At 42.0% G+C, this 26,113-nt stretch carries 28 protein-coding genes; 11 read left to right on the top strand and 17 right to left on the bottom strand.

Going from position 1 to position 26,113, the window contains the following annotated elements:
- The first annotated feature begins 16 nt into the window (after positions 1-16).
- Complete coding sequence (locus tag CRO25_RS30125) at positions 17-358, top strand: helix-turn-helix domain-containing protein (RefSeq protein ID WP_079697471.1); 342 nt, start codon at positions 17-19, stop codon at positions 356-358.
- Between the two features lie 45 nt (positions 359-403).
- Here the strand turns inward: CRO25_RS30125 and CRO25_RS30120 are convergent, their stop codons facing one another.
- The gene (locus CRO25_RS30120) at positions 404-1,243 is read right to left on the bottom strand and encodes a hypothetical protein (protein WP_079697472.1); all 840 of its coding nucleotides are present in this window, start codon (positions 1,241-1,243) and stop codon (positions 404-406) included.
- 470 nt (positions 1,244-1,713) lie between these two features.
- Between CRO25_RS30120 and CRO25_RS33125 the strand changes: the two genes are divergently transcribed.
- On the top strand, positions 1,714-1,872 hold the full coding sequence (locus CRO25_RS33125) for a YjzC family protein (RefSeq protein ID WP_143038097.1): 159 nt from the start codon (positions 1,714-1,716) through the stop codon (positions 1,870-1,872).
- A 507-nt stretch (positions 1,873-2,379) separates the two neighbouring features.
- Here the strand turns inward: CRO25_RS33125 and CRO25_RS30115 are convergent.
- A complete protein-coding gene (locus CRO25_RS30115; protein WP_179132303.1) occupies positions 2,380-3,042 on the bottom strand; it encodes a TetR/AcrR family transcriptional regulator in 663 nt (220 codons plus the stop codon).
- Positions 3,043-3,252: 210 nt separating this feature from the next.
- Here CRO25_RS30115 and CRO25_RS30110 point away from each other — a divergent pair, with 210 nt between their 5' ends.
- Genes CRO25_RS30110 through CRO25_RS30100 form a run of 3 tightly spaced genes read left to right on the top strand, consistent with a single transcriptional unit; the run spans position 3,253 to position 6,164 of the window.
- The gene (locus CRO25_RS30110) at positions 3,253-4,005 is read left to right on the top strand and encodes an SDR family NAD(P)-dependent oxidoreductase (RefSeq protein ID WP_079697474.1); all 753 of its coding nucleotides are present in this window, start codon (positions 3,253-3,255) and stop codon (positions 4,003-4,005) included.
- Positions 4,006-4,049: 44 nt separating this feature from the next.
- Positions 4,050-5,693 (top strand): FAD-binding protein, encoded by a 1,644-nt coding sequence (locus CRO25_RS30105; RefSeq protein ID WP_079697475.1) that lies wholly within the window; start codon positions 4,050-4,052, stop codon positions 5,691-5,693.
- An 18-nt stretch (positions 5,694-5,711) separates the two neighbouring features.
- Positions 5,712-6,164, top strand: coding sequence for a CoxG family protein (locus CRO25_RS30100; protein ID WP_079697476.1), 453 nt, complete (start codon positions 5,712-5,714; stop codon positions 6,162-6,164).
- 83 nt (positions 6,165-6,247) lie between these two features.
- Here the strand turns inward: CRO25_RS30100 and CRO25_RS30095 are convergent, their stop codons facing one another.
- A complete protein-coding gene (locus tag CRO25_RS30095; protein ID WP_179132304.1) occupies positions 6,248-7,216 on the bottom strand; it encodes an NAD(P)-dependent oxidoreductase in 969 nt (322 codons plus the stop codon).
- A 167-nt stretch (positions 7,217-7,383) separates the two neighbouring features.
- On the opposite strand from CRO25_RS30095, the gene CRO25_RS30090 reads away from it, so the two are divergent.
- Positions 7,384-7,899 (top strand): PadR family transcriptional regulator, encoded by a 516-nt coding sequence (locus tag CRO25_RS30090; protein WP_079697478.1) that lies wholly within the window; start codon positions 7,384-7,386, stop codon positions 7,897-7,899.
- 317 nt (positions 7,900-8,216) lie between these two features.
- Here CRO25_RS30090 and CRO25_RS30085 read toward each other — a convergent pair whose 3' ends face one another.
- From CRO25_RS30085 to CRO25_RS30040, 10 genes are read right to left on the bottom strand one after another with little or no spacing between them, the layout of a single operon-like run.
- Positions 8,217-9,545 (bottom strand): UDP-glucose/GDP-mannose dehydrogenase family protein, encoded by a 1,329-nt coding sequence (locus CRO25_RS30085; RefSeq protein ID WP_079697479.1) that lies wholly within the window; start codon positions 9,543-9,545, stop codon positions 8,217-8,219.
- Positions 9,542-10,702 carry an NAD-dependent epimerase/dehydratase family protein gene (locus CRO25_RS30080; RefSeq protein ID WP_218843453.1) on the bottom strand — a complete coding sequence of 387 codons (1,161 nt, stop codon included), beginning with the start codon at positions 10,700-10,702 and terminating at the stop codon, positions 9,542-9,544. The genes CRO25_RS30085 and CRO25_RS30080 overlap by 4 nt, the downstream gene beginning before the upstream one ends.
- On the bottom strand, positions 10,663-11,433 hold the full coding sequence (gene rfbF / locus CRO25_RS30075; protein ID WP_079697480.1) for a glucose-1-phosphate cytidylyltransferase: 771 nt from the start codon (positions 11,431-11,433) through the stop codon (positions 10,663-10,665). The genes CRO25_RS30080 and rfbF overlap by 40 nt, the downstream gene beginning before the upstream one ends.
- The gene (locus tag CRO25_RS30070) at positions 11,430-12,470 is read right to left on the bottom strand and encodes a Gfo/Idh/MocA family protein (protein ID WP_079697481.1); all 1,041 of its coding nucleotides are present in this window, start codon (positions 12,468-12,470) and stop codon (positions 11,430-11,432) included. The genes rfbF and CRO25_RS30070 overlap by 4 nt, the downstream gene beginning before the upstream one ends.
- Positions 12,467-13,657: a radical SAM/SPASM domain-containing protein gene (locus tag CRO25_RS30065; RefSeq protein ID WP_079697482.1), complete on the bottom strand. Its 1,191-nt coding sequence runs from the start codon at positions 13,655-13,657 to the stop codon at positions 12,467-12,469. Before CRO25_RS30065 ends, CRO25_RS30070 begins: the two co-directional genes overlap by 4 nt.
- Before the next feature lie 53 nt (positions 13,658-13,710).
- The gene (locus CRO25_RS30060) at positions 13,711-14,814 is read right to left on the bottom strand and encodes a radical SAM protein (protein ID WP_079697483.1); all 1,104 of its coding nucleotides are present in this window, start codon (positions 14,812-14,814) and stop codon (positions 13,711-13,713) included.
- A 1-nt stretch (position 14,815) separates the two neighbouring features.
- The gene (locus tag CRO25_RS30055; protein WP_079697484.1) at positions 14,816-15,943 is read right to left on the bottom strand and encodes a hypothetical protein; all 1,128 of its coding nucleotides are present in this window, start codon (positions 15,941-15,943) and stop codon (positions 14,816-14,818) included.
- Positions 15,944-15,997: 54 nt separating this feature from the next.
- Positions 15,998-17,338, bottom strand: a complete 1,341-nt coding sequence (locus tag CRO25_RS30050) for a hypothetical protein (RefSeq protein ID WP_079697485.1) — start codon at positions 17,336-17,338, stop codon at positions 15,998-16,000.
- The gene (locus CRO25_RS30045) at positions 17,335-17,577 is read right to left on the bottom strand and encodes an acyl carrier protein (RefSeq protein WP_079697486.1); all 243 of its coding nucleotides are present in this window, start codon (positions 17,575-17,577) and stop codon (positions 17,335-17,337) included. Before CRO25_RS30045 ends, CRO25_RS30050 begins: the two co-directional genes overlap by 4 nt.
- Complete coding sequence (locus tag CRO25_RS30040; protein ID WP_079697487.1) at positions 17,567-18,385, bottom strand: class I SAM-dependent methyltransferase; 819 nt, start codon at positions 18,383-18,385, stop codon at positions 17,567-17,569. The genes CRO25_RS30045 and CRO25_RS30040 overlap by 11 nt, the downstream gene beginning before the upstream one ends.
- A gap of 186 nt (positions 18,386-18,571) precedes the next feature.
- On the opposite strand from CRO25_RS30040, the gene CRO25_RS30035 reads away from it, so the two are divergent.
- The 5 genes from CRO25_RS30035 to CRO25_RS30020 all read left to right on the top strand — a co-directional run bounded on the left by CRO25_RS30035 (position 18,572) and on the right by CRO25_RS30020 (position 22,002).
- On the top strand, positions 18,572-19,423 hold the full coding sequence (locus tag CRO25_RS30035; RefSeq protein ID WP_079697488.1) for an AraC family transcriptional regulator: 852 nt from the start codon (positions 18,572-18,574) through the stop codon (positions 19,421-19,423).
- On the top strand, positions 19,420-20,400 hold the full coding sequence (locus tag CRO25_RS30030) for a hypothetical protein (protein WP_079697489.1): 981 nt from the start codon (positions 19,420-19,422) through the stop codon (positions 20,398-20,400). The genes CRO25_RS30035 and CRO25_RS30030 overlap by 4 nt, the downstream gene beginning before the upstream one ends.
- Before the next feature lie 71 nt (positions 20,401-20,471).
- Complete coding sequence (locus CRO25_RS30025; protein ID WP_079697490.1) at positions 20,472-21,260, top strand: nucleotidyltransferase domain-containing protein; 789 nt, start codon at positions 20,472-20,474, stop codon at positions 21,258-21,260.
- A gap of 76 nt (positions 21,261-21,336) precedes the next feature.
- Positions 21,337-21,471, top strand: coding sequence for a hypothetical protein (locus CRO25_RS34070; protein ID WP_256863790.1), 135 nt, complete (start codon positions 21,337-21,339; stop codon positions 21,469-21,471).
- A 117-nt stretch (positions 21,472-21,588) separates the two neighbouring features.
- The gene (locus CRO25_RS30020; RefSeq protein ID WP_143806615.1) at positions 21,589-22,002 is read left to right on the top strand and encodes a hypothetical protein; all 414 of its coding nucleotides are present in this window, start codon (positions 21,589-21,591) and stop codon (positions 22,000-22,002) included.
- A 400-nt stretch (positions 22,003-22,402) separates the two neighbouring features.
- Here CRO25_RS30020 and CRO25_RS30015 read toward each other — a convergent pair whose 3' ends face one another.
- The 4 genes from CRO25_RS30015 to CRO25_RS30005 all read right to left on the bottom strand — a co-directional run bounded on the left by CRO25_RS30015 (position 22,403) and on the right by CRO25_RS30005 (position 25,989).
- Complete coding sequence (locus CRO25_RS30015; protein WP_256863794.1) at positions 22,403-23,155, bottom strand: SDR family NAD(P)-dependent oxidoreductase; 753 nt, start codon at positions 23,153-23,155, stop codon at positions 22,403-22,405.
- Positions 23,156-23,514: 359 nt separating this feature from the next.
- Positions 23,515-24,174: an alpha/beta hydrolase gene (locus CRO25_RS30010; RefSeq protein WP_256863791.1), complete on the bottom strand. Its 660-nt coding sequence runs from the start codon at positions 24,172-24,174 to the stop codon at positions 23,515-23,517.
- On the bottom strand, positions 24,161-24,517 hold the full coding sequence (locus CRO25_RS34065) for an alpha/beta hydrolase (protein WP_256863792.1): 357 nt from the start codon (positions 24,515-24,517) through the stop codon (positions 24,161-24,163). Before CRO25_RS34065 ends, CRO25_RS30010 begins: the two co-directional genes overlap by 14 nt.
- Before the next feature lie 56 nt (positions 24,518-24,573).
- On the bottom strand, positions 24,574-25,989 hold the full coding sequence (locus CRO25_RS30005) for an MFS transporter (RefSeq protein WP_079697492.1): 1,416 nt from the start codon (positions 25,987-25,989) through the stop codon (positions 24,574-24,576).
- Positions 25,990-26,113 lie beyond the last annotated feature (124 nt).

Genomic DNA, 26,113 nt, shown 5'->3' with positions numbered 1-26,113 from the left:
AATTAGAGGTGTGGCAATGAACGAACCTGTTTTAAGATTAGTAGGACAGCGTGTTCGCGAATTACGGAAAAAACAAGGATATTCGCAGGAAGAATTAGGCGAAATGGCTGGTTTTCACTTCTCCTACATCGGGGGTGTTGAACGTGCCGAGAAAAATATTACCTTGTTAAATCTCCAGAAAATTGCGGATGCTCTTCAAGTCAATGTCCATGAACTTTTTTATTACAGCAAGTATGTTAAGACTGGAAAAAGTGATAAAGAGAAATTGCTAAACGAAATCAATGAGAATCTTTGGCCTATGAAATCTTCCGATTTAAAAAAGGTTAACCTGCTCTTATCTGAATTTTTCGATAGTTAACACAAAAAAGCCGTTGTATCTGACATCGGCTTTTTTGTGTTTCATCTATTCCTTCCAGGTTGCTTCACTTTGTATGTTAATCCAAGAGTATTTATTATTCTGCTGTACTAATCCCTCCATCATATTACGCTCACTTATTAATGTTAAAAGCAAATATTTCGTTTGGATGTTCTTCACATATAGATGCTCATACACTTGTGACAAAGAAAAGTATCCTCTAGCTGCATATAATCTTACTTGTTCCATATTAATCTTTCCACTTCGTTGTAGTAGCTTACCCCCTCCCATTTTATATGCAGCATCGGTATCAATATTTGGATCTGGAATTACTACACTTAGCTTTCCTACAGATAAGGTTACTTTGTGCTGATTCGTACGCAACATCTCCTTACATGCCAGATTACGTATAGATTCCCACTGTTCAACAAAGCTAGAGTATATCCTTTTATAATGCTTCCATTGGCCTAAGAGGTCATATATGTTTTTGTTGGTTAAATTCTTTCTGTATACACTGAGTTCCTCTTCACTGTGACCACCAATTCCTCTAATTGGAGTAAATCTTAAATATGCGTTGCCAGCCGTACTGAATTCTTGAAGCAATAATTTCTCTGTCTCATTTAATTGTTTTAATTTAATCCGGACCACTTTCGACAGAACTCCATGATTCTCTAATAAGTCGAATAATTGTGGATTTTTCATATCATAGTGTTTATTTGCAAGGAATTTTCCAACAACGCCATGCTCAGTCCATTCAAGTCGTTGAAGTCCCAGGGATGATTGATATTCACCAATGACTTGTCTCAGCAAGTGTATTTTTGCACCTGTGGAGTTCATCTGCTCATATTGTGATGATTGAACAAATTGAATGATTTTCTCTATACTCACTAATCTATTCTCCTTTGTGATCAGATTAGTGAGTGGTATTGACCATTGTTATTTGTTTTATACAACGGATATTTTGAAAAAACAATGAGAGTATTATTTTTATGTTTAAAGAACCTCCCCTTAAAATAAGAGGAGGTTCCAGGAATTTAGATTTAATTAATAGGTGTACGTACTTTGTTCTTTAATTAATGACTAATTAATTTATACAGCAGAAACGTTACCCAAAAAATCCAACACCATTTTATCAGCTTCTCCGTACTACGTTTCATCATCAAACGACTCCTGTAATCCTGGAAGCACTTACACCTATATATGCATTATAATTAGAAACTTGGTTGATTACAACCTGTCCTGAGGCTACTTATCGCCTTTTGACACATAATCCATCTTCCCTATTTAATTCTTCTAACATAGTAATTAGAAACTTGTACTTAAGTGTTTCGTAAAAGAAAGTACAAGGAGGTGATAACATGTCAAAGCCATTAAAGTCAGGTAATTCAGCCCCAAAAACAGGAGATTATAAAGTTCTTGGTCCGAGAGGTGGTACGATTAAAACCGGTGTTACTGTAAAGCAAGGTGATACGCTTCCACCAACTCCAAAGAAAAACCAAACATACAAAAAACAATAGTAATGAGAGGGCTACGCCCTCTTTTATTATAAAGAAGAATAATTAATTTTAGTAATAGTATTTTAAAAGAACATCCTCTTTAGGGTAGTAAATAAAAAAGGAATCATTTATCTTTTCGAGCTTTCTAGATTCAGACAATACGTGTCTTTCACTGTCTAGCATATAATGAAAAAATACTTGTAGTTCCTGCCCGTGTGCCCATATGCATGAATAAAAAATCCCCTCTGGTTTCCATGAGGGGGTAAAACCAAACCTTCATGATAACATGAAGGTTTTTTCAAGTGTCTACTTAAAGGGGATAATACCAGCTATTCCTCGTAAAGTATACGGTTTTATTTATATCAGATTCGTCATAGAATTACTGCTGATCAGCCAACCATTAGGTACTTTCTTTCTGGCTTTCTTCAATTCTCCTCCATTATACTGTCGATTACGTAACAAAGTTTAATCGATAGTTATTTTCTAATAGGGTACTCGCTATTCAGAATTTTTGTTCAGATTTCACCCTCACGACACAACTGGGGGCTTGATGTAATGTAGGATCATCTGTTTCATCAGCATTAATTGTTGACGAGGTTCCACATCTGCTTCGAGCATAGGTATATTCTGATGGAGGGACAATTTACTGGAGAATAACCCAAATGCGTTAATCACTGTTGTCAGAAGCTCGCTCGGTTGAATATCGTGTCTAACGGTCCCATCGCGTTCTCCCTGCATAATAATCTTGTTGAATTCAGCAGAAATACTACGTTGAACAACATTGATCTCCTCTATTTGAGCCACATCCAATGATGAGTGCATAGCACCATTCAAAAGATCTTCAAAAATGATTACTCCCAAATTGCTATCCTCATTCATGAATGAAATAAAATAATCGAGTAATGCATCCATTTTATCAAGGCAGGTTCCTTGCATCTCTGATATTTGATGAAACACGTCCCTTGTTTCATTCAAAACCTGAACAACGATTAATCTCGCAAGCTTTTCTTTCTTGGGGAAATATCGAAACAAAGTGGCAATGCCAATATTCGCAGCTTCAGCAATGTCATTCATCGTAGAACGTTCAATCCCTTTTCTCAAAAATACAGCCTTGGCAGAATGAATAATATGAACTTGTCTCTGCTCTTTCGCTTCTGCTCTTTCTTTTTGATATCTATCTCTTGGATTCATTGGCATATTTCCTTTCCAGCTTGATACTGTGAAAATTATACTCCTGCTTTCCCGTCACCTGCAAGAGCTCCCACGTTGACGACTAGTGGTTACTTGCGTATACAGAAACACAAATTTGTCTCTTAAAAGTTATGGTGATATAATTAACTATCATAAAGATAATTCATAATATCATTATATCAAATGAAGACACTTATAGGAGGTTTTACTTTGACACGTTTAAAAAATAAGGTAGCCATTGTGACAGGAGCAGGAAGTGGTATGGGTCTGGAGGAAGCACTGCTTCTCGCCAAAGAAGGTGCAAAAGTAGTCCTTACAGATATTAATGAACAAGCGGTTTTGACAGCTGCTGAAAGCATCCAAAAAGCAGGCGGTACCGCCATTGCCTTGAAGCACAATGTTGCTTCTGAGGAAGACTGGATATATGTTGTTTCGGAAACGATCACACGTTTTGGTAAAATCGATGTGCTCGTGAATAACGCCGGCATCTCACTTCCGGTTGCCATGCTTGAAACGACCGTTGAGCAATGGCAAAGAACCATTGATATCAATCTGACCGGGACCTTTCTGGGTATGAAACACACCATCCCTCAGATGCAAAATAATGGATCGGGCTCCATTATTAATATCTCCTCTATTGCCGGCTTGACAGGTAGTAGTGGCGCAGGTGCGTATACAGCTTCCAAAGGTGGAGTGCGGATGTTATCGAAAGCTGCAGCTGTCGATTTTGGACCACAAAATATCCGGGTTAACTCAATTTATCCGGGCTACATTACTACGCCAATGAGCGAACACTTGTTTCAAGACGATCAGATGTTGCAATGGTTTTTGTCCAAGACTGCTTTGCCAAGGGTAGGGGAGGCACCTGAAGTCGCACAGGCTGTACTATTCCTGGCTTCAGACGATTCTTCCTATATTACCGGAGTGGATCTGCCTGTTGATGGCGGGGTTACTGCTAAATAAAATTGTTGAATCTACACCCTATTTTGCGAAATGGAGTTGACGATATGGCAATGAATAAATTGAAGCAATGGGATTATAAATATGATGTCATTGTCATGGGTACCGGGGGAGCGGCACTTGTGTCCGCTATCCTGGCGCATGATCATGGAGCCAAAGTGCTCATTATCGAAAAAACTGCCCAGCTGGGAGGCACGACTGCCTTCTCTGGCGGTGTGCCTTGGGTACCTCTCAATCGATATATGCGTGAAGCGGGGATTTCCGATTCTCGTGAAGAAGCTTTGACTTATATAAGACGTTTAACAGGAGGAAAAGAACCTGCTCCTGAATTAATTGAAACCTTTATTGATAACGGTTTCAAAATGATTGATTATTTACATGATTACACCCCTCTTCGCTTTTCTGTACCTAACGGTTATCCAGAATATTATGCCAATCTCCCGGGTGGAAAGCACGGTGGGCGTTCTTTAGACCCTCTCCCCTTTAATATGGATAAACTCGGCGATCTGGCATTCAAAATCCGAAGTAATCCAACCTTCCCTCCACTTACATTGGAAGAGGGGGGCGCAATTAACGGAATCGATTTTGAGAAAATTGTAGAGCGTATGGAGAATAATACAGTGACGATGGGACGTTCCCTGATCGCTTCCCTCCTTCAGGCTCTCGTGGATCGAGAAGTGGAGATCTGGACTGAAGCAGCGGGTAAAGAATTAATTGTGGATGATGATGGAGCTATCATTGGATTAGAGATGGTACGCGAAGGTGAACCCTGTTATGTCGGAGCGCATAAAGGCGTCATATTGGCTTCGGGTGGCTTTGAATGGAATAAAGAATTGGTCAAGACATTTCTTAAGGGACAAGTTACACATCCCCTATCTCCTCCAGGCAATGAGGGAGACGCACTGATTATGGCTATGAAAGCTGGGGCAGCTCTTGGAAATATGAGTGAAGCATGGTGGTATCCCGCAATGCAAGATCCTACCTTTGAATATGAGGACCATATTTTGAATCAGCTCGGTGGTGGTGGACGGACAGGTCCCTACAGCATAATTGTCAATAAACATGGCAAGCGTTTTGTAAATGAAGGCAGCACGTACAACGATCTCCCGAAAACATTTTATACGTATGATCCAGTCACTCTGGATTGGCCCAATGAACCACCGGTCTGGCTTATTTTCGATCAGAAAATGAAGGATCACACCATGATTATAACCATGATGCCTGGAGAAAAAGCGCCTGAGTGGGTTAATCAAGCGGATAACCTGCGAGATTTGGCACAACAAATCGGGATAGATGCGGATGGGCTTGAAGCGACCGTTACACGCTTTAATCAATATGCAGCACAAGGTGAAGATCCCGATTTCCACCGAGGCACTTTTTTCTTTGAAGATTTAAAAGGGGGGGGCGGAAATCCCCAGGCTAATCTTGGGCCAATCGACCAACCACCTTATTATGCACTACCTATTTACTACGGTACGTTGGGGACAAGTGGCGGTCCAAGAATAGACGCTAATGCTCAGGTGATTGATCATAAGGGTAAACCTATAGAAGGACTGTACGCCGCTGGCAATGCTGCTATGGGAATTATGGGGCAAACCTACGCAAGTGCAGGTGGAACTCTTGGACCTGCACTCACATTTGGGTATTTAGCAGGAATCTCTGTCAGCAGTCGGCAGAGTAAAACGATATAACTAAGGAGGACAAGTCTAATGCCAAATGGTTCTCATCAAATTCAATTGGAAATACCTATTCATACAATATGGGATTTTGTAAGAGACATGAACAAATGGGCTCCTCTTGTGCCGGGTTATATTGAACACGAAATTTTAAACGAACATCAATCGACCTGGTCATTCAAAGGTGATTTAGGGTTTGTAAAAAAGACGGTAAAGCTCCAAATTGACATTACTCAATGGCAAGAGCCTACGAGAGTCAGTTTTGACCTGACCGGTTTATCTGACAATTTTTCAGGTAACGGATACTTCGAGGCGGATGCGATTAACAAACATTTAACGATGATGACAGGATACCTCGATATCACTGCCAAAGGTGCAATGGGACCTATGATTAACTCGATCTTAAAAAACTTTGTTCCAAAAACAGCTTTCGAGCTATCTGAGGCTATTGCTGCGGAAATTATTGAGATCGAAAAAGCGGGTTAACTTTTGTAACTAATGTGCAATCATTTTAAAAACAACAAAACGACCAAGCTCTATAAGGAAGATAGCTTGGTCGTTTTGTTATCTTACAAACATGCAGCGATGGTTTCTCTAATGGCAGCAGGAATGTCTGCTTCTTTAAATTTCAAAATGGACATGGTATCTTCAGGATTCAGATAAGCATCCCGATCCTGAATCATTGCTGTATAGCCCAAATGTATTCCATGTTCTTTGCCAGCTGCTGTGGCGTGAGCGTCGGCTTCATCAAAGCCTGGTTTCATTTGTTCCAAAGGTAAGACAGTAATCTGAGTTTCTGTTTGACCCAGAACATCTGCAATGATCTGATAAAAATCCTTAAATTTCATATTCATTCCCGATATGGCATAGCTACTCCGATGAGTTCCGTACTCGATAGCCCCAACTGCTGCTTCGGCTACTTGCTGAACCGTAACCATAGCGGTACCTCCACCAAGCACCGGAACAAAGCTTTGGTCTCTTACCTGATCTACAAACATCGTCCAAAGGGGTGTTCTGCCCGGCATTTGGCCAAAAATGTAAGGCAAGCGAAGAGACATGACATCCATTTCTCCTTCACCCTCCATAAAGGCGATCTCTTCCTGAAGAAGTCTTGTTCTTGGATAAGCGTTGTCTTTCTTCAGATTCAAGTCCTGCCAAGCTTCTGTGAAATGGGCAAAGTAAGAACCAAACAATACAAATTTTTTGACACCAGCCTGTCTTGCCAAACGAGCAAGTCGCTGAGTAGGAAGTACATTGGCTTGATAGAAAAATTTCGAAGCGGGCGCATCCGGAACTGTGCGTTCGTCTGCTCCTGCAGCATATACAAAGGCATAACAGCCGTCCAGTAAGGCTAGAATCTGTTCATCACTCATTGCCGTTATATCACCCAACTGGCATTCTACTTCCTTCGGAAGTAAATCTTCTGCAGGCATGGGTGGTAAAGAAACAGTAGAGACCGAATATCCGCTTTTCAATAACTCCTTCGTTGTATAGTAGCCAAGAAATCCGGTTCCACCTAATATAAATACTTTTTTCATGATGTCACTCTCCTGATCTTATGCTTTGATGATTACAAATTCATTATATAGGTTAAAATAACCTATTGATGTGAATTTTTTCACTAAATCATTCAAATGTCTTCTCCTTCCCTTTACATATCGGGTACAATAATATGCGTTAAGTTTATTCAACTGGAGGTTTCATCATGGATATTAGCATTCTGATCTTATCTCAACTGATTCAAGGAAATAAGCATGGCTATGAGATCAAAAAAAATATTAATCTTCTCATGAATCGGAGTAAACCTGTTAACAACAACAGTCTCTATCCAATGCTGAAGCAATTTGAGGCAAGTGAGATTGTAACAAAAACAGTAACAGCACAGACGGGGAAGCCAGATCGGTTCGTTTACTCCATAACTGAACTGGGAAAAACGGAGTTTTATAAGATTCTTGCTGATCTGTCACCTGAGCTGGTGACATCTGACGATGAGTTTTATATCAGGCTTACTTTTTTTGATCTTCTGAGACCTGAGCAGCAACAGAAAGTACTTGAATATCGCAAAACCTATATTCTTGATCAGATCCATCGCTTGAATCAAATTGTTCAGACGATAGGCAGTTCAATACATATGCCCTATTCTCCCTTGCTCTCCCGTTATACAATCAGACAAATGGAATGCGAACTGGAAATCCTGGATGAAATGCTTTGTGAAATATAAAATGCCTATCTGAAAATGGATTTGTTAAAGTCAATAAAACGATGTCTCCCTCATGGAAGACATCGTTTTATTTTTCAAATTTCATTTTCAGACGACTAAGGACATAAAGCACGACAACACAAACGGGCGTAGCACATGCATAGACTTTTATGGCTGTCGTAACTTGAGGTTTCCAGTTAAAGTCGTTATCGCCTACAATAAGTACTAATAATAGAAATGAAATTCCTATGACAATCCAAAGCGTTTGGATTGTCTAAAATAGATTTGCATATATTTTGCGTTTCACCATTCTATCATGTGTCCTCCTTATGTTTACACTACCTTGTTGTCCACTCCTCTGATTGTAATGCCTCCTTAGAATAGGCCTTGTTAGAATTTAGCAAATATCTGGCATCAACAATCCGGATTGCGGAACTATTATGAGTGAGTGTTTGAAATTCCGGCCATGCCGTGACAATGACGCAAATATCGCTGCTCACAGTGATCTCACTGAGCGAATTCATCATTCGGATCGGAAAATCGTAATGTTCTCTGAAAGGAGACATGGCGACTGGATCATATGCAGTCAAGTTGGTACAGCCCTCGTCTAGCAACAGTTCAATGATACGAGCAGCAGGAGAATTCCTTACGTCATCGCTTCCAGGTTTAAAAGAAAGTCCCAGTATACCAATTTGTTCGTCACGATGTTTCAAGAATCGAATGATCTGTTCCACAGTGAAATCGGCGATATCCTGATTAACTTTCATCACGGCCTCCAGCATCTTTGCATTATGACCATACTTACTCGCAGTGTATTTAAGCCCAAGGGTATCTTTGGGCAGGCAATAACCGCCAAACCCACAGCCTGGATACACATAGTGCGACATTCCAGCAGGAAAGCCAGACCATCGCTTGTCCATATGTAAGAGGTTAAACATTTGGGGAATGTCAACATCTCCTATTTTCTCAGCGATCATGGCTTGTTCATTAGCAAAACTGATTAGAGTCGCGAGCAGTGCATTCGAAGCGTATTTGAGGTATTCAGACGTCTCAGGAGAAACTCTTATACAAGGACTTTCGAAGTGAAGATATACTTTTTCTAATAATCCGGCAGTTCGCGAATCTACTTCACCTATGATTATGCGATCAGGCTTGAGAAAATCTTCCCATGCACTTCCTTCTCTCAGAAATTCAGGATTATAAGCGAGTCCAACATCACGCCCGATCTTAAACCCAACGCTCTCCAACAGAGGCTTGATTATGCCACGTATGGTTCCTGGAGGAATCGTCGATTTAACAATAATCCCTTTAAACTGATCAACGTTCATCAATCTCGAAATATCATGGATTGCCGAGACTAGACTGGACAGATCGAGACCTCCTTCTTGATAAGGAGTACCTACACATATAAAGATTAAATCAGCTTCTGATATCGCTTCCTCCATGCTTTCGCAAAGGGTAAAGCCTTGATTCATATGAGTAGATAGTGCTTCTTCCATATCTGGCTCATGGAACGGAATTTCCCCCAGCTGCAAGCTGTTTCGTTTGCTTACATCAATATCAAATGCGTAGACAGTATAGTCTTTCTCGGCAAAACCAAGTGCAGCAGCTAATCCAACGAATCCGAGTCCGATTACGGCTATCACTGGTGGTTTAATATAAATCATAATCCCACCCCACAACTGACAAGATAACGCCTGATTCCCTCTTCAAGCGATATTTCAGGATTAAAATCAAGTTCTTTTCTTGCCTTGTCAATATTGGGACAGCGTCGTTCCGGATTGTCCGTCAAATAATGGGGGTCTGGTGAATTGGAATATGTAATTTCCGGCTTATTTCCCGTCAGTTGGAGTGCACATTCTGCAAAGAGATGGGCCAGATCAGTTACATTAATCTCGTCTGCATCCGAGCCAATATTAAATATATCAAATCTGTGGTGAGTTAATACCAATAGATATCCGATGATTGCATCAGCTATATAACAATAAGTTCGTGTAGGGGTCCCGTCAGAAAGAACATTGATGTCAGATTGCTCTTTAATGGCTTTGGTAAAATCCGATGCAATTCTGCGATCATTCAAATCAAGCCCTGGACCGAAATTATTGAAGGGACGCACGATTCGGATCGGGAGCTTGTTCTCGCTGTGATAAAGAGAGCACAGCGTTTCTCCAAATCGCTTGGATTCATCATAACAAGCTCGTGGCCCGACTGTAGCCACATTCCCATTGTATGTTTCAGGTGTGGGAATGAACTCTGCATTCGGATTTCCGTACACTTCACTGCTAGAAAAAAATAATATACCCTTCGGAGAAAAAGGCAGACAACTGTCGAGTAGCCGTTTTAATCCAAATACATTGGCCTCCAACGTATCCAACGGATATTTTCGATAATAGGTGGGCGATGCAATTGAAGCCAAGTGAAAGATATAATCTGCATCTTGCGTAAATGGAGTGAATGAATCCTGAGTAACATCGAATTGGATTGCCTTCACGGGCCAGCCCTCTGCCTCCAGATCCTGAAGCCATTGAGGAACACCACGGGGAAAACGATCTAGGATATTAATCTGCTTCACTTCAGCCCCTTTTTTTTGCATGTTGAGCAAACTCAGGACAAGATAATAGCCAATGAACCCCCCGCCGCCAGTAATCAGTATCGTTTGCCCGGAGAACAGATGAGCCTTAGTAAATTTCTTACCAATATAGTCCATATCATCCTTCACGATACGATGTAACATGTCCTGCTGTTCCAAAGGAAAATCATCTACTGGGCTCTTCAAAGAGTTGGTTATTCCCATACTTTCCATGGCGCGTTCCCTTCTTTCCATCGTAGTTCGAGTTCCTGTTTATCCCGCAGGGTATCCATGCATGCCCAAAAGCCTTCATGTGGATAGGCCATTAATTGCCCCATTTCAGCCAACTGTACCAATACTTCTCTTTCCAGCTCCGTATCGTCTCCTTTGATGTAACGAAGCACTTCAGGCTCCATAATGAAAAAACCGGCATTAACCCATTCCTCGGGATGATACCCTTTCTCCTGAAAAGACGTAACCTTCCCTTCCACACATCGCATCATACCGAAACGACCTTTCGGTCTTACGGCTGTAACGGTTACCAGCTTTCCATGATTGCGGTGAAAGCGTAGTAACTCATTCAGATCAACATCTCCAACCCCATCCCCGTAGGTCAGCATAAATGTCTGATTTTCCAAATAGGGTCTAAGTCGTGCAATTCTGCCACCGGTCATGGTGTTTTTTCCAGTATCTAGAAGATCCATTTTCCAGTTTAATATTTTTGACGTATGCAATTGAGTCGTATTACGAGTCATATCTATGGAATAATCGTTATAGAGAAACGGATATTTCAGAAAATAATCTTTGATATAGGAGCCCTTATATCCAAGAGCCAATATAAAATCATTAAATCCCTGTGCGCTATACATATGAAGGATGTGACAGAGAATTGGCATATCGCCTATTTCAACCATAGGTTTGGGGCGAAGATCCGTTTCCTCCGAAAGCCTTGTACCCAAACCACCACATAGGATTACTGTTTTCATAGTGTGTGGCCCCCTTGGCTCGTCTGTTTGCGGGCAGAGGACTCTGCCTTATCCAGGATTGCATGTTGCCATGTTATTCGTTGAATGCTCTGTTGAAAATTAACGTGTGAATCGACTGCTCGGTCGAACTTATCAACAAAAGTCGCAAGTTGGTTCACATAATAATTCATCGGGATGAACTCCTGCAGCACGGAATTTTCTTTTGAATCCAGCAGGCGTATTTTCATTTTGTAAAAACCGTTAATGGGCCTGAAAAAATCAGGAACCACCACGTTTTCTTGTTCAAAATACAACGTGTGTGACGCTTTATATGGCATTTCAAATGAGGTGATACATCGTGATTCTAGTCCGTTTGCATAACGAAGGCTGGCAGAGAAGGTCCAGTCACAACCGTCTGGACCTGCAAAATCGGAAGCACCCGTCATTTCACTTCCCTCTAATCCAACCAACTGCTGCATCCACTCGAGCCAATAACAGCCCAGATCATTGAAACTCCCCCCTCTCCGCGACTTCACACAGCGATAATTACCGATATGCTTATGACGGGCTGGAATAGAAATACGAGTTTCCGTTCTGTTCAACCGTCCGTACTGCCCGGAATCGACAATGGCTTTCAGTGACGATTGCCATGGATGGTGAGCGGTCATGATGCCTTCCATAAACACGTGGGAACGGTACTGATACATGGCCTGTTCGAGTTGCCTCGCTTCAGTTGTGGTTAACCCTGCCGGCTTTTCAACCAATACATGCTTTCCAGCTTCCAGAGCCTTGATTGCCCACTCCGTATGCAGATCATTGCTTAAAGCGATATATACAGCGTCGATATCCGGGTTATCGAGTACGTCCTGAAGATGATCCGCAACCCATGGAATCGAGTATTGGTCTGCGAGATGCAGCGCCTTGGAACGAGTGCGATTGGCTATTGAAGCCAACTTCACTTGGGGGACATATGGACTGGCATCGAGTATAGCCTTGCTAACAATACTCGAACATCCCAATATGCCTAGTCTGCATGTGGCTTCTCTGGAATGGCTCATATATGTGCCAGTGAGGAAGATCCATGCAGGTATAACACATTACACTTGGAGCACGCGGGTGAGAGCTGCTTGCCCAGAGAACGACGTATACGATCGTAGGCATCTGAATTCCAGATTTCAGATAGTGACTGCTCCTGCAGATTACCGACCGAAAATTCGGAGAAAAATTTACAAGCGCTAACATTGCCTGTTGGCGTAATATCGGCGCGGGTGCTCAAAGCGAGACAGTTGGTGGCGCATCGTGAGGTCATTGAGTTCCCACTGACGAAGTCCTCGATTTCGTCAAAATCAAGGCCCGGCTGATAGCGTATGCGTGTCCTCCAGGTTTGAGCATTGATCTGCCTCAAATCCTCCATTAATGCAGGAACATTTTCAGGCTTGATATGATATTTGAACGCATGCCAGCTACTCCGGCGCTGGTCTTCCAATGGATTAAGCCATTGGAACTCTTCCTGGAAAAAAGTATCCATTTCATCTGAAGTCTCATGGGAGATGAACCATGGAAAACAGAGCAATACAAGATCAATTCCTTTCTTTTCAAAGAAATTCATCAGTTCGTGCAATCTGCCAATCATGCTGTCATTAATCACACTGTGTACGGATATTTTTCCTTGGAACTTCCCCTGCTCTCTCAATAGAATCAGCCTGTCAATCTGCTCCATCACTTTGTTGAATGAACCTTTTCCACGAATGAGATCATGTTCTTTCTCGAATCCCTCAATGGCAATCAGAAGCTCCAGGTCCGGTGAAATCCGGCATAGCTCCTCTTCATATTTTTGGATCAGATAGGCGTTGGTACATATCGTCGTCTCTCTTGGATCTTCTTCAAGCATTGCGAGGATTTGCCGGATATCCCGGTGGAACAGAGGCTCTCCTCCCCACAGGTACAGTCTGGATTTGGTTGCTCGTGTTTCGTTCAGCACTCGTTGAAAAACCGCCGTGTCCATATCCCAATTTTGTTCCGCTTTGTCCATATCATGATGATAACCCGACTCATTCCACTGATAACAATGCTTGCAACGCAAATTACAACGGTTGGTCAGCTTCAAGGCCACCACTTCCGGCATTTCGGTCTTGAACGCAGGGTCCAGTTTTCGCTTTCTGTGCGGAATGACTACATTCTTCATCGTTCGCTTTAACACTTCAAACGCTTTGGCGTCCAGTGCGACTTTACTGCTGGGCTGCATGATATCCCTTCCTTTCGAGATAGGCTTGGTTGGTAAGTTAACGTATGAGGAAGTCAGGCCATTTGGGGTTTTTCATTGTAAAAAAGGCAACACCCCTGGCAGATCGGCAACAGATGCTTGCGCAGGTAACGGCGGTATTGCTTGTACTTTTCACCCTTCCAGATGTCAGCGATACTTTCTTCATTCACGTTTCCCAGTGTGAGATCATAGAAGGCATGGCAGGAGGTTACATCTCCTCTGGCGTTAATCTCCGTGCTAATCCAAGGGAAAGGGCAGCGTTTTTTGATATTCGTCATAGAGAACCAGTCAGCTGAAAAATATTTTCGTATATTGTCTTCTGACATCACTTTGGGATACGTATTGATATATTTGTTGTTTGTATTACAATAATTTGTGATTTTCTGGATTTGCTTCGCAATCAGCGCAGCATCAATATCAGCAAAGATAGCAGGATCACAGACAAAACCTTTGGATAAAGGAGCCTCTTCTACTCCGAATTCCTTGCGCAGAATCCCGCTATATTGTTCATGATTCTGTTCAGTAATATAAGCCTGCAGCTCAAGGCTCACACAATCCAGTTTTGATATATCAACGGCTTCAAAGAAAAATCGTTCCAGATGTTTGTAATTCGTCGGGGTGACGACCGTACTGATTCCAATTTGTGGATATGAACTTCCCGCTTTTTCCCGTAAAGCAAGAAGCTTGTTGATGCCTCGAATGGCCTTTTTAAACACCCCTTTACCTCGTTGTTCGTCATTAATTTCCTCGGGACCATCCAGAGAAACCCATATTCGCTCGGGCGGATATTGAATCAGCATTTCAGCATGTTTCTCGAGCAGTGTGCCGTTCGTTGGAAAATGGACCTTGCTTCCTGCTTCATGAATGGCCTGAAGGACCTCTCCAATCTGGGGATGTAATAAAGGTTCACCTCCATATAACTCATAATATGGTTGCACAGGTTGACAGGTTTTGATAATGTCCCGGATGACATCAATACTGAGTTGATTCAATACTTTGTATTCTCTGTAGGGTCCATTCTCTCCCCACTCATAACACATCCGGCAGCGAAGATTGCAACTTTCGAGTAGTTGAAGAAAAACCCATTTAGGCAGTGACAGATCGAGCTTGGGTACCTCTAAAGCCAAATTGTTCTGCATATTATCTTCCCCTTCCGGATTGCACCAAACGATCGGCGTACTCGGTCGTATAATCTTGAATTCGGGCCCGTTTCGCCATCAGGTTATCCGAAAGTTGCTTCAACACATCCATGGAATAGCCCCGTTGTTCCCATTCGCTGTAATCGATACCCAAACCATGCGTTTTCCAAATGCTCGCATTTCTCTTTTCGTGTTCACCAAAAGGCTCCAGCATCACAAGTGGTGTTGCGGAAGCCAGCGAATCCATCAGTGCTCCCGCGCCTGGCTTGGACACAACGGCAGCTGCGCCCTTGATGAGCGAATATAATCCATGGTGATCAACAGGGGCCTGGTAATTCGGTTCGTTGCCGTAAGAAAAAATGCCGAATGGCGGGAACGTATGCACACCGCTCGTATTTCGATGCCAGGCACGCCACTCAGGATCATTCATGGCATAGCGTATCTCTGAGGAACGAGGCTCGTTAATCTCTTCAGAAGAATAAGCCACAATATCGATCCCGTATTCGATATTTGCATTTTCCAGCTCTCCGACCTTTTCTCTGAATGTGCCAATCCCCCAGCCTCCGCCATGAATGACGAGTCTCTTCGAGCGTTCTGCATACGGAACAGGTTCCTTGCCGTCCACATCTATTCGGTATTGAATATCCAACTGCAAATCACTGTATAATCCGATCTCACGATATGGATCCGCATAATGAGGATTCAGCTTCCGCAATTGCTTCCACGAGGGTGACAGGCTGGAATCCACATATAACAAATCAGCTTCAATCACCCGGTTACTACGCTTGCGCAATATGTCTAATATGTGAACCCAGTGACCTGACAAAACTATGAATCGCGAGATTCCTTCCTGAAGCCAACGCTGGATCATGCTTTCTGCCAACTCCAGGTCCAGACTTCCCCTGATATCTCCCGGAATTTTCTGAGAAGCCAAAGCAACCGCAAAATTATCTCGATAGGCATGTCTGCTCTTGTCGGTTTGCAATTGCTTGTCCTTGTTCATTAAGCTTTCGAATACTTCTACGCACGTATCTATTCCCATAGCTTGCAGTTTGCGTGCGATTAACAAACCTGGAATATAGAAACCAAGTCCGAAGCCTGAACACAGTATCATTACCTTTCCGGTCATATACTCCATCTCCCCAAGGATTAATCGAAATCTAATTCACACTTGAAGCAGCGTTTAAGCAATGATGACCAAACCTGCTTCTGAGAGAGCCATTTTCAGTCCTGTAATCAACTTGTCCATATGCGCCTCATTTTCGTAAATCACCGCCACGTATAACCGTCCTTTTGTGCCTCTGGAGGGCGTACTTTCATGCTTTGGAGATAAAAGAGTACCTGAGGAAAGGGGGACAACGCCAGTCCACCTTCCCTGATCATATAAAAGCTCTTTTTTACGAAGATTGTCCAGAACAGCTTCGTAATTGAACTCCCAGGGCACAACCAAGTTGAATTGTGTCAGGCAGCTGTGAAGCTTGTCTCTCACCATGGAGCAATCCACCCCATGTTTAATCAAGCTCATTGATTTGCGAGCATTGATCTCAACGAGCGGTTCAACGGTACCGTCCTGCAGAAACATCGAATCCACACAAACATCTCCAAAGTATCCCTCCTCAAAAAGCGAGGAACCAATCTGCTGCATCTGATTCATATATCCAATGTGATGGAGACGATCCAGATTGGCTGCGCCTATCGTGAACGAAGTTCCGAACGCATATCCATTATTTTGAAGCTGTTGAATTGATACCATCGTCACGTTGCCGTCTTCACTTATGCGAAATTGGCATGAAAAATCAGTTTTACGATGAAGCAAGGGTTCGAGAATGAAGCGGACCGTTTTACCGTCGGCAACCTGAGTCTCCAGATATTTTGCAATCCGGAGCAATGACTTGTCAGAATCAACAGACAGATTACCTTTTCCCGACACGCCAAATTCATCTTTCAACAAGATCGATCCTGCACGCAGCATCCGTGATCCCTCTTCAATTAAATGAGAGATTCCCTCAACGATTACACCAACGTTCCTGATATTTAACTTGTCACGCATAGCGAGCGAATAGGACTTGGCATTTATCTTTTGAACAATACGCTGCACAGGGACCCTGGAAGCCAGCTTGTGTCGTTGGATGACTTCCTCAACACCTGGTAACATAGCGAATGCTTCCATTTTCGATCCTTCAGGAAATGATTGTAATAACTGCTCTTTCGAAGGGCACATATTAAACAGTTCAAAGACATTAAACTTCTGATGCTCTGGTGTCAGCTCAACATTAGCAATCCATGGCTGCCGGTTCGTACTAATATCAAATCCAATGGATCTGACATAGTCGAGCTGGGCTGAGTCCATAACGTTACGTGTGAGTAAGATATCTCCGGCATTGCAGAATACAAACAAAAGTTCATCCATCGCTTCTGTAACTGCCATAGCCTGGCGATCAGACAAGGATGGAAGAACTACCAGGTTCGGCTCTCGCCAATATCGCTCTGCCTCGAAAGAACCACAATAAATAGTTGGAGTCATGCACTTGCCATCTGCCCAATAAACTGTGAGAAACGGTCTATCGATTGCAAATGTTCAAGATCAAACTGATCAAAGTCAACTTCGATGTCAAACTCCTCTTCAATGCGCAATATAAAATTAATGATCTGCAGTGAGTCCATTCCGGCATCCTGACTTAAATCAGATGATCCTTTAAGTGTATGGAGCAAGCTTGGATCTTCCTTAATTTCAGCAATGATCTCTATAATTTTAATGTTCATGCTTCGTAGCCTCCCTTTTTCTTAGCACAACAACGATATCCGTTTGGGGAACAAACAAATTGTAATTCGTGATATGAATCTGTCTTGTGTCCGTTACAGATTCAATTGTGAGTTCTTCGGGCAAACATTTTTGAATATGAGCAATAAAAGATCGTTTTGTAAATCTCCAGATAACCCCATCAATTGATGAGTTCGCCATGTAGCCTTTTTCTTCTGACTGGCTGTGCATTGACTCGAGAACTACCGGATCAGCAATAATGATGGAACCTTCATCACGGAGCAGTCGGCTGCACTCCTTGAACGCCTTTTTATGATTTCGGATATGATGAAAGCTTCTTGCAAACAAAATGGTGTTACAGCACTGATCGGGTAGTGGTGTCGGTTTGTCAATGTACGCCTGAACGTATGCATCGTAACGCCCCAGACGCTGACCAAGCTTCAAGGAGTTCAAATTCGGGTCCATATTAATCCAGCGGATATCCGTTTGTTTTTTTAAAAATTTGTTTAACAGACCTGTGCCACAGCCTACCTGAAGCACATCTCCTGTTAGAGATGGCAGTATTTTATAAACATTTCGAGGAATCGGGAAGTTCTGTACAAACATCGCAAGTTCATATAACAGTGGATAACGTTCCTGTAGACGAACTAGTTTGCTGGTGTAAAAAGGATTACGTTTTTTGTTTCTTTTAAAATCCCATTTGTTAACATAATAAACAGGACTTAAAATTGCGAAAAAAACAGCAAAAGCTCCTTTGACACAAAAGATAGCCATATTCCTTGAACGGTCTTTGGGTGTGCCTCCAATCATATGTTCAGAAGTTCTGAAGATGATCTTACCCCCTCTCTTAAATGTTACAAAATGGTGTAGAAACCAATTATACCAAACCAAAATAAGTCAATATATGGTTGAATACGCCAAAAAATATAGATATACTCTCCACATGCAGTTATCTTCCCAACTTTGACTTGAATGACGAAACGGAGATGAATCAACATGCAGAAATCAATCGTGTTCGAAGGTAACTATTTTTTTGATTCTTATAACCCCATTCATATGGAACTAACCAAAGAAGTGCCTTTTACTGTACGCCATGAACATGATTTTGTTGAGATTGCTTATGTATATGAGGGTGAAGGAATTCATCATATTGACGATAAGTGCATTCGAGTATCCAAGGGAGATCTTTTTGTCATCCCCCCGGGGGTTTCACATGTGTTTCAACCCCTGGATCTGACAGATCAGTCCCCGCTGTATATCATGAATTGCCTTTATAAGCCTTATCTGGACAAACCATTTTGCAGAGATCACGTTTCGGCCTGGTCCCTGTTCCATGAGCGACATCATGAATTTCGTGATGTATTCGATGAGATGAACTGTAATCAATTGAACGGGTCTCCCCAGTTGATATCCTCACAGTGTACTCTGCTAAATAAATTATTTTATATTCTTTACTTTAGCGAGCAACTTGAGGACTACAATCAAACAGAGATGAATGAGTATGCAATACATAAAGCCATTCAATTTATGGGTACGCATTTTAAGAATGCATTACCTCTGGAACAAATAAGTCAGTTCGTTTCCATGAGTACACGAAACTTTCAGCGGCTGTTCAAAAAATCTACTGGAGTAAGTTATATTCAGATGCTGCAGGATATTCGTATTTTATACAGCTGTAACCTTCTTAAATATTCAGCATGGAGTATACAGACGATTGCGCACACGATTGGTATTGAGGATATGAAATACTTTTACCGACTTTTTGGCGAACGATGCGGTACGACACCAGGAGAATATCGAGAGCATCAGAGGAATTCGAATCTGTTTCTTCGGGGGGTAACGTCATGATCAATGTTCAACCACTAAAAAGTTTTTCCAGTTCAGTTCTTGTTACTTCCTGTATTGATGACCATATTACAACTGTCGCTGTTTGGGCAGGTAAAGAGACAAGGGCCATGTACGCGGATGCGTGGAGATTTGTTTATCAGGAAAATCCACAAGAACTGCTTATGAATCGAGTCTCCTACCCCAAACTCAATTTGGAACTTTTGGAGCAAGTTCATGGATTACAGGTTTCTTTCACAGAGAGGGACTTTACAGGTACAACATTGAACAGCAACCAAGATGAAGAAGTTTATTTGGATCGACTGGAAAAGGAGCTTTGTTCTGGAATGCCTGTGTTAGTGGGGATTGACGTATTTTATTGTCCATGGTCAGAAACATACCTTAAATCTCATGCTCGCCACTCTAGTCTGGCGGTTGGATTAGATCGACCGGGGCGCGAAATTGATCTCGTGGATTCCTATTATGGAATAACTAGCACGGCGTTTGCACTGGATGTTTTTTTGGCTGCATCTCCGTACTACGCATGTTTTAGTTCAGACCCGTCTTTCAGTTTCAATCCGGACTGGAGAACACTATTATCTATTAGCTTGTTTAACCCTGATCACGGAATAACCCCGCAGGATGTTTTACAGGACTTGTGCACTTTTGCGTTGGCATATTTGGAGGAAGGCATTGTAACAGCAGAACCGGAAGCCTACATGATTCCTTTTATGCATCAGTTTATGAAATTCCCGTTAGCCAGAATGAGATATTCTTCTTTTTTGTTATATATGTATGAAATCTCGGGTGAACAGAAACTCCATGTACTATCGGGGCAATTCACGGAACTGGCAAAACGATGGGAGGCCATGATGCAGCAGGTAATGAAGTGTTTTTTCTCCGGCAATTCCATAACCCAACGAGAAAAAATGTATCAGAAAATGCTTGGAATGATAGCCAAAGAGGAAGAATTATTTCGGTGCCTTGAAAATTTGGCGTAATTAACTATATCAGATATCTTCGTCACCCTGCTATGTTAGGAGAAGTAAACCTATGAACAGGAGTGAAATCAATGTATGAGCACCACCAGAGTGCTTTAGACAAGTTAGTACAATTATTAAAACCGGACCCCACCATTCTTGCCGTTGTTACTGCTGGCTCTATAGCTCAAGGTAAAGCCCGGGAAAGCTCCGATGTAGACGTCTACATCGTGGTTACAGAAGAGTCGTTTAAAGAACGACAGCAGCTGCATCAGTTAGCTTATACCAACCATGATGTGTGTGATTATCCCGATGGATACATTGATGGTAAAATAATCAGTCAACGCTTTCTGGAACTTGCTGCGGTACAAGGAAGTGAGCCTACACGGTATTCTTTTCTCGGTTCCAAGGCTGTGTATTCGCGGATTCCGGATTTGGACGATCTTCTCCAAACAATTTCAACATACCCTGAACAGAATCGTGAACAAAATCTAATCGATTTTTACTCTCAAATTTATTTGTATGCGTTTTATTTTGCAGGAGAAGCTGCCAAAAAGGACAACTCTTATCTGCTCTCCCACTCCGTCAGTAATCTCGTTTTATTCTCAGGACGCGCCATTCTGGCAATCAATCGACAACTATTTCCTTGTCATAAGGGGTTAATGGATGCAGTACAAGCTACTCCCAACAAACCTGAACATTTTGTACAGCAGGCCAATGATTTGTTGTCTGCTCCTAGTTACGAGAAATGTATGGATCTTGCCAAAGTAATGCTTGGTTTTCACGATCCAGGTATTTCATTTGAACAGGCCTTAAGTCTGTTCGTTTCGAACAATGAATGGAACTGGATTGACCATGAGCCGCCACTGACGGATCGGTAAATGAGAAGATTTTTTATGTTTCAATTAGGTTAGATAATAAAATTTAACTAGAAAAGTAAATCAAGGAGGGATTTTAGTGGATTTCATGAAAAAATTTGTAGCATTAACACTTGTTTCTACGGTATGTTTAACTCCTTTTTCTTCTCAAGTAGCACATGCTACCTCGCAAGAAGATATACAGACTGCTATTAGTAATGATTTATATGGATAAGAAATATCGGAAATTGTAAATATAGATGGTATAGATTATTCATATGACTATGCTTACAATGAGGACAGTAAGAGAACTATAACAATTAGCGATAATATCACTAGTGAAATAAATGTAGTGATCTATGATGACGCATCTTCAACTATCTATTTAAATGATGAACCTATAGGAATGATAAATAATGAGAAAATATCACATAACTACTCGAAAAATCAGTTAGCTCAATCGATTAACAGTGATTCTTGGGTCTATTTTGGCTCAGGCTCAAATCGTATATCATGGGCAAAAGGAACCACTACAGCAGTAGCCGCCGCGGTAATAGCTGTTCCTTTAGCTGGATTGGGAGCTGCTGGAGTAATAGCTGCAATGGGTTTAGGAGCATTAGGCGTTCTTGCTGCTAGTTCCGTTGGGGGAACAGTAAGCACCACAATTTATAAATTTAACTCCCCGTTTATTAATCAGTTTAGATACGATTGGTCTTTTACTGCCAGTACAGGTGACTACTACGAGGTCTATACTTATTTAAGATAAAGTATATTTATCGTCTATTACTGATCGCTGAACGTAAGGAGGACATCTTTGTCGAAAAACGAAGCAATTATACAAAACTGAGGAGATTCATCCTTACTGCTTGGCTTGTAATAGGTATTATTCTTCTCACTTTAGTAATTACTGTAGGCAACAACAACTTGGAATTGAGACCTTTGATCTCAACATTGGTCAAGATTTATATAGGAACGATGCCTGTTTGTATTGGGGTGTTGTACGCTCTTCGACGTCGAAATAATCGGAGCTGAGTTTCAACTATCATTATATAAAGAAGAGCTATCTCAGGTGTAGATCTTAACTATTTCGTTCTCCAAATATAAAACAAGAGCCCCGGGTTCCCACTAAATAGTGGGTAACCCGGGGCATTGATGTATGAGTACTCTTAAAGGGTAAGGCCACCATCAGCCACGATAATGGAACCCGTCATATAGCTTGATCCATCAGAAGCCAGGAATGCAACTACTTCAGCGAGTTCTTCTGGTTCAGCAAACCGTCCAATTCTCATATTAGGGAACTCTTCTGGCATATATTCACTATCTTGTAGCATTTGAGGAACAGCCGCTGTCAATGTTGTAGCTACACCACCAGGACATATCGCGTTAACACGGATTCCTTTTCTGACGTATTCGAGTGCAGCTGCCTTTGTTAAACCGGCAACGCCGTGTTTGCTGGCTGTATAAGCAGCCAGGCTGTGTTCAGCGCGAATGGCTGTTGTAGATGCAGTATTAATGACATGACCGTATCCTTGTTCGTCCATCACCCGAAGTGCGTGCTTCATTCCGAGGAATATCCCCTTCAGATTGACATCGATGATTCGATTAAAGTCTTCCAGGGCCATGCTATGAAAACTTTGGAATTGTTGGATGATTCCAGCGTTATTGAATGCTACATCAATTTTTCCGTAAGTATTAATGGCTTGTTGGATATAATTCTGAACATCATCTTCTTTTGAAACATCGGCTTGTACAAAAATGGCTTCGCCATCTTGCTCCTTTACTAGCGCCAGTGTCTCATGTCCAGTTGTAGTATTATAATCGACCAGAACCAGCTTAGCTCCTCTGGCTGCCATCAGAACGGCACTTGCTCTACCTATTCCACTTCCTGCTCCTGTAATTGTAATGACTTTCCCTGCCAGAGAGTCAGATTTCTTGTTTGCAGAAACCGCTGGTTTGTTTTTCGGAGTATCTTCTGACACAAATGTAATGTCAGCCAAATCATTCTTTAATGCTACCAGTGTAGCTTCAGGAATATCGACTTGAGGAATCGCAACCAACTGATTTAATGTGAAATTGGATGCCATTTTAAACGTAGGAGCATTAATAAATTCCGGTAGATGTTTGGTGAGAATCACTACCGCTTCTTCATTGTTCAGTAATTCCCCGATTCTAATATCTTCATTGTAGGCCATTATTCTTACTCCTCCGATACATAATGTGTGTAAAATATTAAATGATAGTGTTACTATCATTTTGATTAGTATAATATCATTTGTTGTCAAAACATGCAAACTCGTATGTGACTACTGGTTCTATTAATGGTGTGTGAAACAGGAATAAGTCGTAAATCATGATCCAATTGAATCGTCTCTTCCTCGGATAAGAGCTCGTTTCCAAACTCCAGAATGATACTTAGAGGGACTCCCATTGCGTCTTGTTGCGGAGAATCTCCAAGAATAGGGATTGCCGCTAGAATTAACTTTTTGCACGTTTCATTTTGCCATAGGACGCCCAGTTGTACTTCCAGACTGTACTCATCGATAGAATCATCCAGCACGCTCTCACGATCCGAAGCGAACTCACCAAATATGCTGCTGAGCCAGGTCACGCAAAGATGAAACCACTGCGCAACAGCCGGTTCGACCATACTTCTTAGCCCACTTGAAGTATGTGGTCTTGCCAGCGATAATCCATGTACGCCCTTGGTAAAGATATGCATCTCGAACGGGACCTTTGCATGGTTAAGGGCTTCTGCAAATGTTAAAGCGTTATGGACTGGAACCAGCTGATCCTCGTACGTGTGAAATAAGAACGTTGGCGGTGTTAACGTATTTACAGCCTTATCCACGCCTGGTATAGAAGCAGGGAAAATACGGCTCATCGATTCCACAATGCATGGATAACCAAGGATCATGGCATTGTGCCTAATTTTCCCCATCGTTCCTAACGCTGCCGCATACAGCTATTTTGTCTGGATCAATCCCCCACTTCGAACTATTCTCCCAAATCAATTCCAGTGCTTCTTCTGCATCATTCAAAGGTTTCGGAAATACAGCGTTCTCATTAATCGAATATTGTAACGTAAAAGCCTGGTATCCCTCCGCTAGAAAAGCCATCCCTATCGGTTCTGCCTCACGCTCTGAACATGCTCTGTATGCCCCACCGGGTAAAATAAGAACAGCAGGTCGATTACCCATGTTAGGCATTTCTGGTGAAGAATCCAGTAAATAAGCAGTTAGACTAACGTTCGTATTGGTGAGATCAAAAGTTGTTGCCTTCATATATCCTCCTATATAAACCTAAAATTTCATTTTAATTATATTAAAGCGTTTTCAATTCATATTTTGGAATATCTTCTTTCTTCAAGATCTTTGAGGACTTTAGGGAATTCTTTATCCAGTTTGTAGAAGAACAGACAGATTGCAATTACGACCATTACCACAATAGGTACATAGATGTTCAATGCAATAATAGCTTGTTTAGCTGCATTCCCCTGCTCGCTCGCCTGTTCCACGTAACCGCCTAAGGCAAGCAACCATCCAATCATGGCTGCTCCTAAAGCAGTACCCACCTTGTTACCAAAGGCATTAACACTATTCGTTAATCCAACCATTCTTTTATGGAATTTCCATTCTCCATATTCAATCGTATCCGTGATGAGTGCTCCTCCAACTGCCATGAGAGGAATTGTACCAAGGGTTTGGAATATCGAACACACAAGTCCTAGCATAATACTCTCGGGTGCAATCAATCTGGCCGTTGCTCCAATCAAACCAATGATGACCCCACCAAGAGCTGTGTTGCGTTTGCCAAACTTTTTAATAAAGGGTCCGGATAAGCTAAAACCGATGACGACCGGAATTAGACCTATGCCTCCCATAATGGCAATCAGATTCACATCTCCCCAGATGTACTTGGCGTAATAGGTTCCTGCAGCAACACCTAAAGCGAACAAAATATTAGAAAAGGTCCCAACAGTGAACATCAGAAGCCAGTATTTATTGGAAATTAACATTTTCAACCCTTGTCCTAGTGGAATTTTCTCCTGAAAAGCGCCAAGTTCATCCAATTGTACATTGTTATATTTCTCTCTGTTGGAGAAAAAGGCGATGAGTATTCCTGCTGCAGCCACGAATGCAAAGATCCCGGCTAATATAGTCCATTCCCTTCTGCCACCACCCATAGCGTTGACAATAGGAAGAAAAGCAATCGCCACAACCATTCCTGCTAAATAACCGCTACTTGATCTGATAATACCCATTAAAGATCTTTCATAGGTGTTGCGTGTAGTCAGGGCCATCAAACTTGAGTATGGTATGAATGTAGGTGTATAGACCATAATGTAAAATACCAGATTGGTTATAATGGCATATACAATTTTACCTGTGACGCTGATATCCGGAACTGAAAATAACAATAACAACGATACAAACATCGGAATGCTCATCCAGAGTAACCAAGGACGTGCTTGCCCATACTTGGATTTAGTCCGGTCTACGAGCACGCCCATGCCCACATCAGCAACTGCATCAAGTAGTTTGGTAACCAATAGTACGGTTCCGACAATAGCTGCCGATACTCCTACAACATCCGTGTAATAATACGTTATTAGTCCCAGCAATCCGCTTGAAATGTTGAGTCCAAACTGCCCCATGGAATCTCCGATTAGCCTTTTAGTCGGGATTTCACGTTCAGGTTGGTGAGGTGTGTCTGTGCCAACGGTGACGTGTTGGTCATTTACTGCAACTCCCATAACTTTTCCCCTCCGATATACTCTTGATGGATACGTACTGAAATCGCTTTCATATCTTTATTGTAAGATTCATACAGGAATACGGATATAACGCGTTGTTAAGATGAAATAACGTAATCCAAAT

The sequence above is a fragment of the Paenibacillus sp. RU5M genome, assembly GCF_900221055.1.
Taxonomy (GTDB): domain Bacteria; phylum Bacillota; class Bacilli; order Paenibacillales; family Paenibacillaceae; genus Paenibacillus; species Paenibacillus marchantiae.
Note: the sequence above shows the minus strand (reverse complement) of the source record. Positions and strands in the feature narration are given on the sequence as shown.

Bases quoted from the DNA above. Each gene is read 5' to 3' on its own strand.
- CRO25_RS30125 (WP_079697471.1), top strand. From the start codon at position 17: ATGAACGAACCTGTTTTAAGATTAGTAGGACAGCGTGTTCGCGAATTA.
- CRO25_RS33125 (WP_143038097.1), top strand. From the start codon at position 1,714: ATGTCAAAGCCATTAAAGTCAGGTAATTCAGCCCCAAAAACAGGAGAT.
- CRO25_RS30115 (WP_179132303.1), bottom strand. From the start codon at position 3,042: ATGAATCCAAGAGATAGATATCAAAAAGAAAGAGCAGAAGCGAAAGAG.
- CRO25_RS30105 (WP_079697475.1), top strand. From the start codon at position 4,050: ATGGCAATGAATAAATTGAAGCAATGGGATTATAAATATGATGTCATT.
- CRO25_RS30100 (WP_079697476.1), top strand. From the start codon at position 5,712: ATGCCAAATGGTTCTCATCAAATTCAATTGGAAATACCTATTCATACA.
- CRO25_RS30095 (WP_179132304.1), bottom strand. From the start codon at position 7,216: ATGAAAAAAGTATTTATATTAGGTGGAACCGGATTTCTTGGCTACTAT.
- CRO25_RS30090 (WP_079697478.1), top strand. From the start codon at position 7,384: ATGGATATTAGCATTCTGATCTTATCTCAACTGATTCAAGGAAATAAG.
- CRO25_RS30085 (WP_079697479.1), bottom strand. From the start codon at position 9,545: ATGATTTATATTAAACCACCAGTGATAGCCGTAATCGGACTCGGATTC.
- CRO25_RS30080 (WP_218843453.1), bottom strand. From the start codon at position 10,702: ATGGAAAGAAGGGAACGCGCCATGGAAAGTATGGGAATAACCAACTCT.
- rfbF (WP_079697480.1), bottom strand. From the start codon at position 11,433: ATGAAAACAGTAATCCTATGTGGTGGTTTGGGTACAAGGCTTTCGGAG.
- CRO25_RS30070 (WP_079697481.1), bottom strand. From the start codon at position 12,470: ATGAGCCATTCCAGAGAAGCCACATGCAGACTAGGCATATTGGGATGT.
- CRO25_RS30065 (WP_079697482.1), bottom strand. From the start codon at position 13,657: ATGCAGCCCAGCAGTAAAGTCGCACTGGACGCCAAAGCGTTTGAAGTG.
- CRO25_RS30060 (WP_079697483.1), bottom strand. From the start codon at position 14,814: ATGCAGAACAATTTGGCTTTAGAGGTACCCAAGCTCGATCTGTCACTG.
- CRO25_RS30055 (WP_079697484.1), bottom strand. From the start codon at position 15,943: ATGACCGGAAAGGTAATGATACTGTGTTCAGGCTTCGGACTTGGTTTC.
- CRO25_RS30050 (WP_079697485.1), bottom strand. From the start codon at position 17,338: ATGACTCCAACTATTTATTGTGGTTCTTTCGAGGCAGAGCGATATTGG.
- CRO25_RS30045 (WP_079697486.1), bottom strand. From the start codon at position 17,577: ATGAACATTAAAATTATAGAGATCATTGCTGAAATTAAGGAAGATCCA.
- CRO25_RS30040 (WP_079697487.1), bottom strand. From the start codon at position 18,385: ATGATTGGAGGCACACCCAAAGACCGTTCAAGGAATATGGCTATCTTT.
- CRO25_RS30035 (WP_079697488.1), top strand. From the start codon at position 18,572: ATGCAGAAATCAATCGTGTTCGAAGGTAACTATTTTTTTGATTCTTAT.
- CRO25_RS30030 (WP_079697489.1), top strand. From the start codon at position 19,420: ATGATCAATGTTCAACCACTAAAAAGTTTTTCCAGTTCAGTTCTTGTT.
- CRO25_RS30025 (WP_079697490.1), top strand. From the start codon at position 20,472: ATGTATGAGCACCACCAGAGTGCTTTAGACAAGTTAGTACAATTATTA.
- CRO25_RS30010 (WP_256863791.1), bottom strand. From the start codon at position 24,174: ATGGGGAAAATTAGGCACAATGCCATGATCCTTGGTTATCCATGCATT.
- CRO25_RS34065 (WP_256863792.1), bottom strand. From the start codon at position 24,517: ATGAAGGCAACAACTTTTGATCTCACCAATACGAACGTTAGTCTAACT.
- CRO25_RS30005 (WP_079697492.1), bottom strand. From the start codon at position 25,989: ATGGGAGTTGCAGTAAATGACCAACACGTCACCGTTGGCACAGACACA.